The sequence below is a fragment of the Aeromonas popoffii genome (assembly GCF_000820025.1).
Lineage (GTDB): Bacteria > Pseudomonadota > Gammaproteobacteria > Enterobacterales > Aeromonadaceae > Aeromonas > Aeromonas popoffii.
Genome location: NZ_CDBI01000070.1, coordinates 862 through 16,153, shown reverse-complemented (window position 1 = coordinate 16,153; position 15,292 = coordinate 862). Strand labels below are relative to the sequence as shown.

At 53.8% G+C, this 15,292-nt stretch carries 14 protein-coding genes and 1 pseudogene; 3 read left to right on the top strand and 12 right to left on the bottom strand.

Features of this window, described 5'->3' with window-relative positions; genetic code table 11:
• Nucleotides 1-120 precede the first annotated feature (120 nt).
• Nucleotides 121-1,050: a LysR family transcriptional regulator gene (locus tag BN1129_RS14690; RefSeq protein ID WP_042037464.1), complete on the top strand. Its 930-nt coding sequence runs from the start codon at nucleotides 121-123 to the stop codon at nucleotides 1,048-1,050.
• On the opposite strand, the gene mdcH is transcribed toward BN1129_RS14690, so the two are convergent.
• From mdcH to mdcA, 8 genes are all read right to left on the bottom strand, one after another.
• Entirely contained in the window at nucleotides 1,040-1,942 is a 903-nt protein-coding gene (gene mdcH, locus BN1129_RS14685; protein WP_042037463.1) for a malonate decarboxylase subunit epsilon, read from the bottom strand. The genes BN1129_RS14690 and mdcH overlap by 11 nt on opposite strands.
• On the bottom strand, nucleotides 1,942-2,559 hold the full coding sequence (locus BN1129_RS14680) for a malonate decarboxylase holo-ACP synthase (protein WP_042037462.1): 618 nt from the start codon (nucleotides 2,557-2,559) through the stop codon (nucleotides 1,942-1,944). The genes mdcH and BN1129_RS14680 overlap by 1 nt, the downstream gene beginning before the upstream one ends.
• Nucleotide 2,560: 1 nt before the next feature.
• The gene (locus BN1129_RS14675; protein ID WP_042037461.1) at nucleotides 2,561-3,520 is read right to left on the bottom strand and encodes an AEC family transporter; all 960 of its coding nucleotides are present in this window, start codon (nucleotides 3,518-3,520) and stop codon (nucleotides 2,561-2,563) included.
• 135 nt (nucleotides 3,521-3,655) lie between these two features.
• Nucleotides 3,656-4,459 (bottom strand): biotin-independent malonate decarboxylase subunit gamma, encoded by an 804-nt coding sequence (gene mdcE / locus BN1129_RS14670; RefSeq protein ID WP_209418517.1) that lies wholly within the window; start codon nucleotides 4,457-4,459, stop codon nucleotides 3,656-3,658.
• Nucleotides 4,456-5,289: a biotin-independent malonate decarboxylase subunit beta gene (locus tag BN1129_RS14665; protein WP_042037460.1), complete on the bottom strand. Its 834-nt coding sequence runs from the start codon at nucleotides 5,287-5,289 to the stop codon at nucleotides 4,456-4,458. The genes mdcE and BN1129_RS14665 overlap by 4 nt, the downstream gene beginning before the upstream one ends.
• The gene (gene mdcC, locus BN1129_RS14660) at nucleotides 5,282-5,581 is read right to left on the bottom strand and encodes a malonate decarboxylase acyl carrier protein (RefSeq protein ID WP_042037459.1); all 300 of its coding nucleotides are present in this window, start codon (nucleotides 5,579-5,581) and stop codon (nucleotides 5,282-5,284) included. Before mdcC ends, BN1129_RS14665 begins: the two co-directional genes overlap by 8 nt.
• Nucleotides 5,582-5,591: 10 nt before the next feature.
• Nucleotides 5,592-6,452 carry a triphosphoribosyl-dephospho-CoA synthase gene (locus BN1129_RS14655; protein WP_042037458.1) on the bottom strand — a complete coding sequence of 287 codons (861 nt, stop codon included), beginning with the start codon at nucleotides 6,450-6,452 and terminating at the stop codon, nucleotides 5,592-5,594.
• Nucleotides 6,452-8,107, bottom strand: a complete 1,656-nt coding sequence (mdcA, locus tag BN1129_RS14650) for a malonate decarboxylase subunit alpha (protein ID WP_042037457.1) — start codon at nucleotides 8,105-8,107, stop codon at nucleotides 6,452-6,454. The genes BN1129_RS14655 and mdcA overlap by 1 nt, the downstream gene beginning before the upstream one ends.
• A gap of 243 nt (nucleotides 8,108-8,350) precedes the next feature.
• Here mdcA and BN1129_RS22690 point away from each other — a divergent pair.
• Nucleotides 8,351-8,470, top strand: a pseudogene (locus BN1129_RS22690) (IS1 family transposase); the annotation flags it as partial.
• Nucleotides 8,471-8,915: 445 nt separating this feature from the next.
• Nucleotides 8,916-10,268, top strand: a complete 1,353-nt coding sequence (locus BN1129_RS14645; RefSeq protein WP_042037456.1) for a tyrosine-type recombinase/integrase — start codon at nucleotides 8,916-8,918, stop codon at nucleotides 10,266-10,268.
• Between the two features lie 269 nt (nucleotides 10,269-10,537).
• On the opposite strand, the gene BN1129_RS14640 is transcribed toward BN1129_RS14645, so the two are convergent.
• The 4 genes from BN1129_RS14640 to tssI all read right to left on the bottom strand — a co-directional run.
• The gene (locus tag BN1129_RS14640; protein ID WP_042037455.1) at nucleotides 10,538-11,236 is read right to left on the bottom strand and encodes a DUF2931 family protein; all 699 of its coding nucleotides are present in this window, start codon (nucleotides 11,234-11,236) and stop codon (nucleotides 10,538-10,540) included.
• Nucleotides 11,237-11,238: 2 nt separating this feature from the next.
• Entirely contained in the window at nucleotides 11,239-13,239 is a 2,001-nt protein-coding gene (locus BN1129_RS14635; protein WP_042037454.1) for a phospholipase effector Tle1 domain-containing protein, read from the bottom strand.
• On the bottom strand, nucleotides 13,239-14,030 hold the full coding sequence (locus BN1129_RS14630) for a DUF4123 domain-containing protein (RefSeq protein WP_042037453.1): 792 nt from the start codon (nucleotides 14,028-14,030) through the stop codon (nucleotides 13,239-13,241). Before BN1129_RS14630 ends, BN1129_RS14635 begins: the two co-directional genes overlap by 1 nt.
• On the bottom strand, nucleotides 14,030-15,292 hold a 1,263-nt coding region (gene tssI, locus BN1129_RS14625; protein ID WP_042037452.1), incomplete at its 5' end, for a type VI secretion system tip protein TssI/VgrG. The genes tssI and BN1129_RS14630, both read right to left, overlap by 1 nt.

The window sequence follows — 15,292 nt, the reverse complement described above, 5'->3', positions numbered from 1 at the left end:
ATATCCGTTCAAACAGAGGATTAAATCCACCGGTTAATCCGAATCAATGTTAAAAGCACCCCCTTGGCACTTTAGAGACATCTTGTAAGTTGCAACTCAGAAATATGAAACCGGACGACGATGAAAGACGACATCAATCAGGACATCACCTTCCGCAAACTTAGCGTGTTTATGATGTTTATGAGTAAAGGCAATATCGCCCGCACGGCGGATGCGCTGGAGCTCAGCAACGTCAGCGTGCATCGCGCACTGCACACGCTAGAAGAGGGGGTCGGCTGCCCACTGTTTATCCATAAAGGGCGTAATTTAGTGCCGCTGCCTGCTGCTTGGACACTGCTAGAGTACAGCCAGGATGTCATGAGCTTGATGAGTCGTGGACTGGAAGAGACGCGTAAGGTGGCTGGGGTCGGGCGTGGACGATTGCGCATTGGCACATTGTATTCATTGACTCTGGAAACCGTGCCGAAAATCATCATGGGCATGAAGCTGCGCCGCCCTTCTCTGGAACTGGATCTGACCATGGGGTCAAACCAAATACTGCTGGATATGCTGGAAGACGACGCGCTGGATGCGATCCTGATCTCCACTAAAGAGGGGGAATTTGCTGGTGCGAAATTTGATGTGATCCCGTTGTTCCACGACGACATTTTCCTGGCAGCACCTGCCAGTGAAAAACTGAACGGTGCGCAAAATGCCGATCTGCGTGATTATGCTGACCGTAAGTTTGTATCACTGGCAGAAGGGTTTGCGACTTATGCCGGTTTTCAGGAGGCGTTTAGTGTCGCCGGGTTTGAGCCGGAAATCGTTACTCGCGTGAACGACATCTTTTCGATGATAAGTCTGGTACAGGCGGGTGTCGGGTTTTCGCTGGTCCCTGGAAGGATGAAGAAGGTATACGAGAACGATGTGCAGCTGTTGAAGCTAGCGGAGCCGTACCAGATGCGCCAGCTGATTTCGATTGTCTACTCACACCACCGTGAGCGCGATCAGGACCTGCTGGCGCTGGCTGCAGAAGGGCGCATGTACGCCCTCCTAGGCCTCAACAAGTAAGGTGTTTCAGCAGATGTCGAGCCATTCCAATGTTGCTGCGTTCGCGGCAAATTGCTTCGCCTTGCCAGCCCGCTAGATGCGTTAAGCCTGTCAGCACACTGCCCGGTGGCATTTCGATGGCGAGGCGGGCATCTCGCTGATTGGCGGATACAATCGTATCCTTCCATTGCACAGTGCGGGCCATATTAAACGCCAGATCGTCAGCGATTTTCAGGGGGTCCCACAGCACACGCCCAGTCGAGCCGCTTAGGTAAGCGCGCTGTGGGCGTGACAACGTCACATATTTAAATGCCTCAGCTAATTTTGCCGCCGGTTCATCCAGCAGGGTACAGTGAGACGGTACGCTCACAGCAAGGCGAGTGGCTTTGCTAGCACCAGTATCCAGTGCTTTCTGCGCAACAGCGGCCATATCTTCGTCGCGGCCGGCGATCACAATTTGCGTTTCGGCGTTCAGGTTAGCGATATAGGTATTACTGCCTGCTATCAATTTTTCGACCTGATTCAACCTTAGCCCGACAATTGCCGTTAGGCCGTAACCGTGCGGATAAGCCTGCTCCATCAAATCACCGCGCAGCGCCACTAGGCGCAGGGAATCGCGAAAATCCAGCGCTCCGGCAATTACTGCCGCAGGGTAAGCGCCAATCGACAAGCCGCTGAGGATATCGGGTTTGACTTCATGTTCTATCAGCTCACGTGCCCAAGCGACGCCTGCTATCAGCAGACAAAGTTGTACAGCACGAGTGTGTCGCAGTGCATCGGGGCTATCAAGCTGGTCTGTTTCATCGCCCAGAACCGCACGAACTTCGGTGAATATAGCTTCGCGGTGAGGGATACTTTGCAGCATCCCGGCATGCTGGGTCCCCTGACCGGGGAAGGTGAAAATAGTTTTCATCATGACTCCCTGTGCCACGGCGTGTTGGTAAGACGCGGGCCGGTGGTTGTTTTCAGCAGAACGCGTCCTTCACGCAGCCATTCATTGAGGGCGAAAGCGCCAAATGGCGTTTCAACTTGAGTATCGGCGCGGCACGGCAGCGTTTCGACCTGTGCCTGCCATTGACGCAATTCATCGTGCGTTAACGGCTGTGGTGCACGAATAAGCAAATCTAGATCGCTGTCGGCGTGTAGAACCGGAATGTCAGTAGCAATGGCATAACCGGTGCTACCGGTAATACCCCAGTGCCAGGGCCAGGCAACGGTGGTGAGTAAAATAGCAGCCTGAACAGGCTGCTCGGAAACAAATCGGGAGTGCAGCAGATGCTCGCGATCGGCGACCATTTCAGGCGTCACCACGCGTGACACGACCTTTGCTTTCACCCATCCGGCGGCGCGTTGTTCGCGCGTCATGCCGCGCACGCCAACCGGAATATCTCTCTCATCATTCACATCGCGTCGCACTACCACAGGCAAGCCAGTGTTCCACTGGCTTGCCACCCATGCATCCTGAATGTTCAGCAGGGCATCGCTGCTTTTCAACCACAGTAAGTCGTGAGGGCGCGATGTGAATGTCATATCAACTGCCTGCAGTTAAGGTAATAAACAACGGTAACGACAGGATGCACAAGACCGAGCTCAACAGCAGAACCGCTTCTGCATCTGGCGACTGAACACCAAAACGGTTACCGAACACCACACCGAAGAAGCCAGCAGACAGGGCAATCATCAGGATGGAGGTAATAGCTACAGAACCGTGTAGACCGAGCGCCAGAACGATGCCCCAAGCAATAAACGGTTGGATCAACAGTTTGGTGATGGTGGCAATACCTACTATCGCATTCAGTTTCAGTTTGCGAGCTGACAGGATCACACCGGTCAGGAACAGTGCAGTAGCTGTAGCGGACAGGCCCAGTGGTTTGATGGCTACCAGCAGCAGCTCTGGCATTCTGATACCGATAGCCGACAGAATCACACCCAGCAGTGGACCCATAACGATAGGTTTTTTCAGGGAGCGCCACATTAGAACTGGCAGCATGGACAAAGTAGAACCGCTGTTCTCTCCGGCTGCACGCGCTTTTTCACGCTCAAGGATCAGCAAGCAAAATGGTGTCATCAGTACTGAGCCACAAGCGATGGATACTGCCACAGACAGCGAAGTGGCTGAGCCTTCACCTAGCACGCTACCAAGAATTGGCAGGCCAAGTGCCGCATAGTTCGGTAGCGCAACGGTTAGTGTTAGCACAGCAGCATCCTGCGGGGATTTTTTAAAGGCGCTAGTCGCCAAGAAATAGATCGCTGCATAGGTGAGCCACATTGCGCCAGTCAGTACCACAATAAGTGGCGACTGCGCGACGATACCCGCCCATGGCGTTTGAACCGTTGCGCTGAATAGCGCAGCAGGCAGAGCAAAATCCATCACAAAGATATTGAGCAGCGATACATTTTTATTGTCGACCATTCCAGCTTTGCCGGCAAAAAAGCCCAGCAGCATGATCACAAAGATCGGAGCTAGAGCATGAATGATTACATAAGTCATAGATCACCTGTAGAAGATAAAAAATACACTGACGCGATGGTGATAGTTTTTAAAAAGAGGCTGAACCGTGGGCGCTATAGCTGCGCCCGACGGTGACCGCTTTCGGCTAATTTTTTACGAACTACGGATTGCTCGTTACCAAGCGACACGCATCCGTTCGCGAACGAGGGCAGAGCTACGGCGATTCTCCGCGCCGAGACGGTTTTTCAGACTTGGATCTTTACGCGCATCCGAAATAGCCTTCTGAACAGTGATTTCGACCAGAGCCAAGTCCGCATCTGACGGCGCATCAGGATTGTTGATGGTTAGCAGATCCGAAAGCAGACCGAGAGTGGCATAGTTGCTGATGTCGTAAGCCATCGGCGGAATAGTGGCTGCCATTTTTTCCAGCGCATCTACGGTTCGCAGTGTGATACGAGCGGCGGATTCTTTCCCCATCGCATGTACCAGCACGCCTTTGTCGTTGATGGCAATCAGACGGTTGGCTTGGTAGCCGTGTGCCAGAAACGCCCCAGACATCGCCTTGCCGACGATTAGACCAATCACCGGATGACCAGCCAGACGCGCCTTGGCGTAAGCGCCTACTGCACCTGCCAGCGCCTGATGAATGCCGAATGCTTCTTCACGACGACCATAGGCTTGGCTTGGGACGTCAATCACTGCCACAATCGGACGTTTGACGTTGCTGTTGGCGTCAGCGTCGATGGTTTCATTGACCACTTTCGCCAGTGTCCAACCTTCCAGTAACCCAACCTCACCTTGGGTGGCACGCGGATAGTGATTGTTGGCATCCGGCACGACAGAGATGAAACGCACGGTTTCACCGTTAAGGTCTGCATCCGCCACCTGAACTGATGGGCAGAGGCTGTTTATCCGTGGGGCATTCGGCGCCAGTTTTTCCAGCCAAATTGCGCCACGGCTGTTGCTTCGAGTCATCATTTTACCTCCCGGGCGAAAAGCAGTTTGATCTGTGCCGTATCAACCTGTGCGCGGGTATCGAAGTGCGTCAGGCAAGTCAGGAAATCAGCGTATTTATCGCTGCGATGCTGGGTCGGAACGCCTTTGGCGATGGCTTCGTTCATCGCGGTTTTCACCGCATTTACGCCGTCGCCGACCAGTGCATCAACCAGACCGCTTTCATACCGGATCTCGCCGCCAGTCATGCTCCAGATAAACGGACGGTCGCGGGAGTCGTACTCTTCAATCCCGGCTTCTTGCTCGATAACTTGCGGACCGTTCAGACCAAGACGAGCTTCGCGGGTCACGATTAGATAGCTGCAAAGTGCGGCAGCAATGGACATCCCACCGAAGCAACCTACGGTGCCGGTTATGATGCCGATGACCGGGGTGTAGCGACGTAAATCAACTATTGCCGCATGAATATCCGCAATCGCAGCAAGACCGAGATTGGCTTCCTGCAAACGCACGCCACCGGTTTCAAGGCTCAGCACAGCTTGGGTTGGAATACTGTTACGGTTGTCTTCAGCAGCCAGCTCAAGTGCCGCGGCCATTTTTGCGCCCGACACTTCTCCCATGCTGCCCCCCTGGAAGGTGCCCTCGATGGCGATAACCACCGCTGGTTGGCCATTGATGGTGCCGCGAGCAACCACCATGCCATCGTCAGACTGTGGGACCACGCCTTGTGGCGCGAGCCACTGTGACATGATGCCTTCAAACGGATCGAGCAGTTCGCGATAGCTGCCTTCGTCCAGCAGGGCATGAGCTCGGTCGCGTGCCCGTAATTCAATAAAACTGCGATCGTTACGCATGGCTCACCTCTTCAAAAACCTGTTCGATGCGAATGCGGGCAACGCCCGGGGTAGCGCCGAAGTCGTGGATAACCAGCTTGCCTGCAGGCAAGCCATTGGTCAGGTTCAGGCGGTCAAATAGCGCATTCCAGCGGCTGGTACTGTTATCTACCGATGTGGTGATATCAATACAGAGAGTTTCTCCGGTGGCTGCGGTGAACAGCACTTCCATATCTCCGGAGCCAACGACACCTGCCAGGGCCTTGCCGCTGACGGTGCGGTTGGCAGGAAATGACAATGTAATTTGTTCCATAACATCCTCTTTAAAATGAACAAGACAGAGGCTGGCTGACCCTGTCGAGAAACAGGGTGGCGGCGAGCAAATCCGCAGCCCCGCCGGGCGAGGCGTTGAGCGCTAACATCTGCACATCAAGAGCTGCAAGCTCGTCGCGTCCTGCCGCAGTGGCACAACCTCCGGCGTTAAGCACAGCGCGAGCGCCGTTCTGCATCGCTTCCAGACCAGGCATTCCAGCTCGTGAGAGCACGCAGGTGTCACTAAGCGAGGTCATGATTGCCATCAAGGCGTCGATACGGGCTTCACTCTCGTTGGCCCCTTTCGCCCTGCTGTGTCGAAGCTGAGGCAGCGCCAGATTCATCACGTGCGGAAACGCCTGCTGCGCTTCTTCACGTGCGCCCGGCACCCGATACTGATGTGTGGCTTTCAGGCCTTTGCTGAAGATTTTCGGTGCGGCGCTGTCTGGCAAACGTGCAAGCATGGCGGCGGTATCCGCAATCTGCTGCGCACTGGCCTGTGAGCCATTCATCGCCACGGCGCTAACCAAAAGACCAAGCGCCCAGATAGCGCCGCGATGCGTATTCACACCAGCCGTAGCGGCCATCATCTGTTGCTCACCTTCGCGTCCTAATCGACCGATCATTTCACGCAAGGCAATGTCGGCAGGACGTAGCCAGCTTTGTTGAGCCAGTTGCAGAAACATAGGCGTCAGGCTATACGCTGAGTACTCCATCAGCGCCAACGAAAGGTCGTGATGGGCACCGTTTCCCCGGCTGTCCACCAGACCTGGCTTCGGGCTTAATCGTGCTTCGTCGATCAGGCTTTCGAGGGCGATCCTTGCCAGCCGCTCGGCCTGCACCTCTGCATGAGTCTGTGACAGGAGTTTCATTACCAGCTCCGGAATTTCGCTGGTGGGTTATAAAGACCGCCGGACCATTCCACCAAATCGGCAACGCTACTTGCTGCCAGCAAAGAGCGGGTGGCGTCCGTGCGACGAATCCCCATGTCCTCTGGATAAACCACTTTGCCGCTCTTGCGCAGGTCGGCAACACGTTTTGCATCCACGCCAAGGCCGATATCGGTGATCCCGGCAACGGCGGCCACCATAGCCCGGCGCTCTTCAATGTCTTTTGCGCGATAAAGGTAGGCAATACCTTCTTCTGTCAGCACGTGGGTCACGTCGTCGCCGTAAATCATCACCGGCGCCAGTGGCATTCCTGAGGATTTCGCCACTTCAATCGCATCGAGTTGCTCAACGAACGTGGGTTTCACGCCAGCCTGAAAGGTTTCGACCATCTGTACGACGAGTTTTTTACCACGCTGCATTGGGTCTGGTTCAGTGATCATGTTCAGCCATGCCGGTGTGGCGTGGCGACGACCATGCGGATCGTGCCCCATATTTGGTGCACCACCGAAACCGGAAAGACGGCCACGAGTCACCGTGGAGGAGTTAGCAAGGCCATCAACTTGCAGGGTCGAACCGATAAACATATCGACCGCGTACTGGCCTGCCAGCTGGCAGAAGGCGCGGTTCGAGCGCATGGAGCCGTCGGAACCAGTGAAGAAGATATCCGGACGGGCGCGGATATACTCTTCCATCCCCAGTTCACCGCCAAAGCAGTGCACACTTTCAACCCAACCACTTTCAATCGCCGGGATCAGTGTCGGATGCGGGTTCAGGGTCCAGTGTTTACAGATTTTGCCTTTCAGACCTAGCTGTTCGCCGTAGGTCGGTAGCAACAGTTCGATAGCTGCGGTGTTAAAGCCGATACCGTGGTTGAGCGACTGCACCTGATGTTCGGCGTAGATGCCTTTAATCGCCATCATCGCCATCAGGATGTGTTCCTGTTTGATGAGGCGTGGGTCGCGGGTAAACAGAGGTTCAATAAAGAACGGCCTGTCGGCAACAACCACGTAATCAATCCACGAACCAGGGATATCCACGCGCGGCAGGTCGTACTCGTCATCAACGATTTCGTTAACCTGAGCAATAACGATGCCATCACGGAACGCAGCAGCTTCCACCAGAGCCGGAGTATCTTCGGTACTTGGCCCTGTGTAGAGGTTACCTTTGCGGTCGGCTTTGTAACCGGCAATCAGCGCGACGTTTGGGCAGAGATCAACATAAAGGCGAGAATAGAGTTCTATGTAGGTGTGGATAGCACCGATCTCGAGCTGGCCATCCTGCAAAAGCTGCGAAATACGCAGGCTCTGTGGGCCAGAGAAAGAGAAATCAAGCTTGCGGGCAATTCCTTTCTCGAAGATATCAAGGTGTTCGCTACGGCCCACGCTTGGCATGATCATATGTAGGTTGTGGACTTTCGCTGGGTTCACTTCTGCCAGCATGCGGGAGAGAAAATCAGCCTGCTTTTGGTTGTTACCTTCAAGGACCACGCGATCGCCGGGAGCAATCAATTTTTCCAGCGCATCCACCAGACCATCGGTGGGAATTACCTTGCCCTGTACGGGAAGGGAGGCAACGCGTCGAGCTTTTTCGCTGCGACGAGTGTTCCAGTCCCGGGCCGGAGTTTGGCCAGCGTTCATTATTAACCTCCTGATTCAACAAATCATGTTTGCCTAGATTTCGGCTGGAGTAAGCTTCCTCCGTAAGGCGCTGTGCATCAATTAAGCTGGATTGTGAATCATTAGCCCAAGAGTAATAATTGCTTGGGTAATTCTGTGATGACGATCGAAGATGGACTTGGGCACTTGCTGCCCACTTATTTTGGGCTATGTCCCAATTATCTGTTGAAAGGCTAATCTTGAAGTAGGCCATCCCATTAACGCCACCTGACGCTCAGAACGCGCATCAAGCGACTGGCCCGTAAAACCATCTGTTTTTTTCGCTCTTTTGACATGCACGAGAACGTCATCGACGCCTTTATTAAAAAGCACCACTTAAACTGATTGGGGGCATAGCCAAAAGGTGTTTGGGGCGATTCTAGCCTTTGGCTTGGATCCCACAGCCCAAATAATTCAAGCCCACCGCTGACGGATGGGCTTTTTGTTGTGGAAGCAAAGCAAGTAGAAAATCTCAAAGGAGGGGGATGGATAGTGTGATGTTGGGCCCAGTGTTGGACCAATTGCAAAAAAGCAAAAAGGGTTAGCTTCACTGCGAAGCTAACCCTTTGTTGTATCTGGTGCCGGTAAGAGGAGTCGAACCCCCGACCTTCGCATTACGAAGTCAATGAACTCACGTTTAATCCTGTCTTGATAAATCCAACAAAAAATAATGTTTTGTTTAAATTCAATGGTTTAATTGCAAGTCAAATTCACTCTTGTCCAACGACATACAACCCTATACGATGCCAAATGTGGTACCCCAGGTGGTACCCCAATACGAGGTTTTAGGATGATTTCTCAAGATCGACAAGTCGCGGCGGCAGAGCTTAAAGAAGGTGCGACCGCAACCCGATTTGCTATCAGCTCTAAACATGGTAACGGGTTATCACTCGAAGTTCGGGCCGGTAAGCAAAAGCGCTTCGTGTATAGATTTAGACTACTGGGCAAGCAACAAACCATGGTCCTAGGACTATACCCCGCGATGGGGCTTGCTCAAGCTCGTGAGCGACATTGTATTGCTGTGGGGCAAGTCAAACAGGGCATCGATCCCCGTCAGGTTGTTGTAGAAGCTAAGCAAAAGAACGAACAGATGCTCGTGCTTGATGAACTGTTTGAGCAATGGCTTAGCCACAAAGCCAGCGTAAAACGCCGGGATGGTGTTCGATCAGAGATTAGCCTACGAACTGTCTCTGATTATCGTCGAATTTACCAAACACACTTACAAAAGGCCCTTGGTAAATATCGTATTTGCGATATCACCATGGCGGTCCTCCACCAACACTATCAGAAGCTACAGAAGGTCTCTCTGGAAGGACTTCGCAAAGCAATGGGGATAATGAACCAAGTGATGGAAGAGGCTATGCGACGGCAGCTTATCGAGATGAGTCCCACGTTGGCGCTCAAACCCAAAGTTTACAATGCGACCCCCAATCCACCTCGAGAGCGATGGCTACCAGTCTCTGAATTACGAGCCTTGTGGCATGCATTGGGGGAGGGCGTTGGCGGTGGTGGAGCTTTAGCAGCTGGTGGTCGTGGCATTGCTGCGACTTCTGTGCTTTCTGGAAGTGTTGCCAATGCAATTAAAATCGTCATATTAAGCGCGGTTCGTCGAGGTGAAGTGATATCGATGCAGTGGGCACACTTGGATGGTGATCGCTGGACGATTCCGGAAACCAAAAATGGGCGTCCGCACGTGGTGACCTTGTCGCCTTTGGCTCAGGAAATCATTGCAGAGCAGCGAATGATAACCTCCTCTACCAGTCCATATGTGTTCGAATCGACGACGAAGCTGGGTCACGCCATCACTGGTGATGCACTTATGCGCGCCCTTGACCGGCTACAGAAGCGTAAGCTGGCAGAGCTCGAGCCCTTTAGTGTTCACGATCTGCGGCGCAGTGTTGCAAACTGCTGTGGTATTGAACTCGGTGCGGGGCCTCTAGAGATTGAGCACATGTTGAACCACCAGATCAGTGACAAACTCCTGCGAACTTATCAGGCGGGTGCTTTACGTAACCCTGAAAAACTGAGGAGTTTATTTCTTCGATGGGGGGAAATTGTGGAACATCAAATAGCCCAACATGAAGTGGAAAAATCACCTGATGTTATGGGGAACGTAATCCAAGGGACATTCGGTAAACGCTGAGTTTTCGGCTTAATCAGACCCAAGAAGGAAGCGGCCATCGGCCGCTTCCTTCTATGATTCCATTTCGTCTGATATGCTTCGCGACCACCTGATGGGCACAAAGCTGATGCGGCGCCATCCCTGGCCATTAGCCTTGCCTGCCAGAAAGCACAGATGCCCTCGGCCAATTCTGCGGCCATGGCATGGTCGTTATCACGACGAAAAAATCAGATACTGGGCCAACCAGTTTTGGTACTGCTTCATTGATACCTCTTAAACCGCTATCCAAATCAGTTGACCGGATTGGTATCCGTCTTAGGCTGTGCGGCACGGTAAGCGTCCATGATAGGAGCCCAATCCATCCCGCTAGGAACTGGGTATTGCTTGAATAGCTCACCATATTTCTTGTCGAAATCATCCATACCATATTGGCGCGCTATCGGTACTCTCTGATCATACCAATCATCGGTCACCTCTTCGGCGATACCACGGGTAAGTAGAATATCTGGCTTAACAAGTAGCCCATCCCCTTTGAGCAACACCTCAAAATAGCCGCCGGGCGCTAGACCAAAAAAGAGCCAACTACGGCGGTCATAACGTCCCTCGACTGAGTAGACTTGGCGCATCTGCTGCTCCAGATTGGCAGGCAAGTCCACCTTGATGCTGTAGCGCTTGCCATCATGGAACGAAACCATTTCAATCACGGCTTTATCGGGGACGGGAACGCCATCGGTGGGCAGGCCACCGCCGCCAGCCCAGTAGTAACGCTGTCCCTTGATACGGTCGGCAAGCAGACCTCCAGCCCCCCCTCCAGCTAGACGGTCCGCATAAACCTGTTTCCCTCCAAGATAGAACTCGGTCTTGGTGTTCTTAGTAAGATCTATATTGCTGCCTGTACCATAATCCCAAGCAAATTTAGACAGAGATTGTGGAACCGCGCAGGCCATCAATGACAAGCTGACTCCCAACAATGCGACGATATATTTCATCTTTATGCTTCCTTGTTCCCTATCATCTCACGTCTCTCCTTGCTGATGCTGGGCTCATATTTATTGGTATTGGCCGGATTAGCGATGCCCTGGTTGCTGGCACTGTGGTGCAGATAGTCACGACGCAAGGCGCGGTAAACATCGGGTGATAATTGATGGGTCAAGTTCTTGGCAACCTTCTGTTCGACAGCTGATAGGGCCCAGAGTTTATCCAACTCCTTCAAGTCAACCTCTGGCCGTTTGATAGATAGCGGTTCAAGCTGCAATGCCCTATCTTCCGGCATCCATGCTTTAAACGGCACCCCCACGGCTCGGCCCGCCTCAACCATCATATGTAGCGGAATACGGGAGTATTCCCCCTCCACCACCCGGCTCATCAGCACTTCCACATATACCGACTTTTTGCCGGGGCCTGTGCCACTTTTTCCCTCGGGACGCCGGAACGAATAAGGTTTCAGGCTGATCGCCCCCAGTGGCGGCACGGCGCCACGAGACAGGTTAGGGTTGATACGAGTGACCCAGCCCAACGTTCGTTTCTCCTCGGCATACGCCTTGGCTTTTTGATAGGCAATGCTCTCGGCATCTGGTGTTGAAACAGTTTCTACACTCATAAAACGTTCCAGCTCAATGCACTCGATCAGGGCTGGATCGCTGTTGGGATTGCTCAAGCTCCAGCGGCTATAGTAACCGCCACCTATGTCAGAGTGAGCCCCCGGTAGCGCCAGCTCAGTAAAGTGAGCAGGAATACGGGCGCCAGCAGCATCTTCTGTAATGCGTGATAGCGGGAAGTATTTACGCACTTCATCCAACGCGGTGAGATGTACTACCCGCTCTGCACAATCCGCTTTGAGTTGAACATTGACACTGCGGTTGTAAGAGGAAACTACGGTATCGAACAGGCCAACGAAGGTAAAGCGTACATCGTCGCGGCTAGCCCAATCAAAACCTGCCTTTAGGCGAATATTCGGGCTATTGGCCATAGCGTGTACCAAATGGTGATCGGTTTTTTGGTCTATCACATTAACAAAGTGGCGGGCGGCGGCGGCGCCTCTGCTAAACCCGAACACATCAAACTCGATACGATGGATACGCTCTACATCAACTAAAATCTCGCCCAAATCCCGATTGATCGAGCGAACTATGCTCTGTTCACATGCTGCATCTACTTTTCCGATAATAGAGGTATTATCTCCACCAAAATCGAGGTCAAATCCTTGGGTCAGGGTGTCATCCGAACGATATTCAGGGCCATTGTCTCCTGCGATTGGGTCGCGAGTGCCAATACCACTGATATAGCTGTGAGTCACCAAAGGGCCTGCTGTGATGTCATATTGTTCAAACAGCTTGCCTACATTGGTCACATCATTGGCCGAGCTCCCTTTAACCGGGCTTTGCCCCATCTGGCAGCCCCGTAGCTCTTTCTCCCGCTGGGCTGGATCGGAACAGGTCTCTAGCAACCATTGCTCCACCTTTTGTAGTCCCACTTGAGCATTGCGCGTGTTGTTGCCGGTACCATCGAAGAAGACGCCAATCCGCAAGATATTGAGCTGGTAACCTTTCACCTCGATCACGTAGGACTCGTCAGTGAGCAGACGAGCTGGTTGAGCTTGACCACGCTTGTGACCTTCCGGCAACGGCTGTTCTGGATCGGTTTGGCACAGGTCCCCAGTAGTCAGCTTGACGTGTTTACGTTTCACACCCTTATGGCCAAGAAACTTATCGGCATAGGCCGGAACCTTGCTTGCTTCCCCCTCTTTTAATTTTTCCCGGTTTTGAGCCGCTTTAAGCCAAGGTTGGTTCTCAATGGTCAGAGTAACCTCACCAACGGCAAAGCCTTTCACCAAGGTGGGGCCATCCTTGAGGGTGACGGTTTTCACCTGGCCGGTTTCATCTTTCAGCGTGGCCTTGAGGCCCTTAAATGATTGGTTCTGTTCATCACGAACATCGATCTCAATCCACCGATCATATTTTTCGCAGAGTAAACAATGTGCACTTACAGCCATCAGTGAGTTCCTATCAAATCAGGGTGTTTGCCGAGCCAGTTGGCGACTTGCATGAATTCATCGTCGGTGAGCATCAAGGGGGCACGTATGCTGTCCAGCGTAAAATCGGCTTGCAGCGCCAGGGCTCCAGCGATGACGCCCTCGCGCGCATCCTCAACCAACCCATCTCGATTCGCTTGCTGCAACGTGTTCAGGATCACCGGTTTGGGGTTGGTGTGGGCTCTCATCACCTTCTCTATTCGTTGCCAGAGATGGCGATGCAGTATGTCAGCATGGCGGGACTCGTTATAAAGACCCGCTAGTTGATGCTCCCGAATATGGAACCAAGGTGTTTCACTCGCTGGTACCCAGATGAAATCTTGGCTTTGTGTGACACACTGCCCTTCGATCATTAACTGTTCACACGGGCCAAGCAGCGCATCTCGCTCTCCTGGCGTCATTGCGGTGAGCATTGGTAGCAAGATGCGATGATCGGCGTAGCGAAACCACACGGCCTCGCCGTCATGAATGGCGCTGTTCAGGCTCTGCCAGTGACTCTGCATTACTTCTTTCGAGGCGCGACTACGGCAGTAAAAGCCGCTGAGTGTGGGGTGTGCCTCAACAAAAGCCTGCGAGGGGGTAGGTAGCAGCCAAGGACCGTGTTCGGCCTGCGCCGAAAAGTCTGTTCCAGCAAACAGTGGGTAGGCATCATTTCCGCCCAGCTCATAGAAATGCGCAACCAAGGAGGGGTCTGCTGCCGCATCAATGACTGCATATAGAACCCCTTCTTCGCGCCATTGTTGCAATACCATCAGTTACCCCCTTGGTCTGCTAGCGGGCAAGGTTTGGCCATCGGCATCATGGACTCCATGGTTTTCTGAATACCAAGCGCAGTTATCATGGCCGGTGGCGCCACAGGCACTTCCACACCACCCGGCAAGCCGGGCATCTGACCCGCCCACCCAGAGCCTGAGCCAGGGCTACCGCCAGAGTTCATCTTGATGGAGGGACCGACCAGGGTGACACCGCTCGGGTCAACTTTCACAAAGCTGCCACCGACCTTGAGCGTCAGCTCTGAGCCTGCTTCCAGCACAATCTTGTTACCGGCCTTGATGTGGACCTCTTGGCCCGCTTCAACCAGCAGTGACTGCCCCAGCTTCTGGTGCATGGAAGCATCCACCGTCAGCGAATAGTCGGCCTTGATCTGGTCGCGCTTCTCGCCCTCCACCGTCAGGTGGTCGTTGGCTTTGATGCGGGTGACCCGCTCGTTGTCGATGTCGGTGTGCTGGTCATGCTTGATGTGCCAAGCAGCGTCGTTCTCTATCAGCACATTCAGGTCTTTCTGACCGTGGATGTAAATCTCTTCCTGACCCGACTGGTCTTCAAAACGCAGCTCGTTGAAGCCTTCACCCTGATGGGTCTCGGTGCGCAGCACGGTGCGGGTCTTGTTGGCGGGCAGCTCGTAAGGCGGTCGGTTGGTGGCGTGGAAGGTGCGACCGGTGACGATGGGCTGGTCCGGGTCCCCTTCCAAAAAGCTAACGATGACCTCATGGCCAATACGCGGGATGGCCATCATGCCGTACTGGCCGCCTGCCCAACCCTGACTGACCCGTACCCAGCAGGAGCTCTGGTCGTTGCTCGAGCCATAGCGGTCCCACGGGAACTGCAGTTTGACCCGGCCATGTTCGTCGCAGTAAATCTCTTCCCCTTCAGGGCCAACCACGCTGGCGATTTGCGGGCCGTCGACCATTGGCTTGTGGGGTGCCTCGGGGCTGCCAATCCGCGCTCGCCAGGTGGTACTCGCTTTGACCACGCTAAATTCGTTGTGGTACACGGTCGGGCCACTGCCGCCCTCCTCTTCCAGCGCCTGCGGCTGTTCGCCGGTGTGGCGGATATGAACGATTTGCCAGTCGGTGTTGAGGCTGCCGTTCGGATGCTCGGTGAGTGAAAATGTCTGGCCCGGCAGCAGGGCTGCGCTGTTGGACTTGCCACTGCCGCTGACCGCGTCATTGCGCAGGGCATCAAGCCGGTGCTGGGCAAATGCCTTGCCACTGCCGTCCTGCTTGTAGCGGCC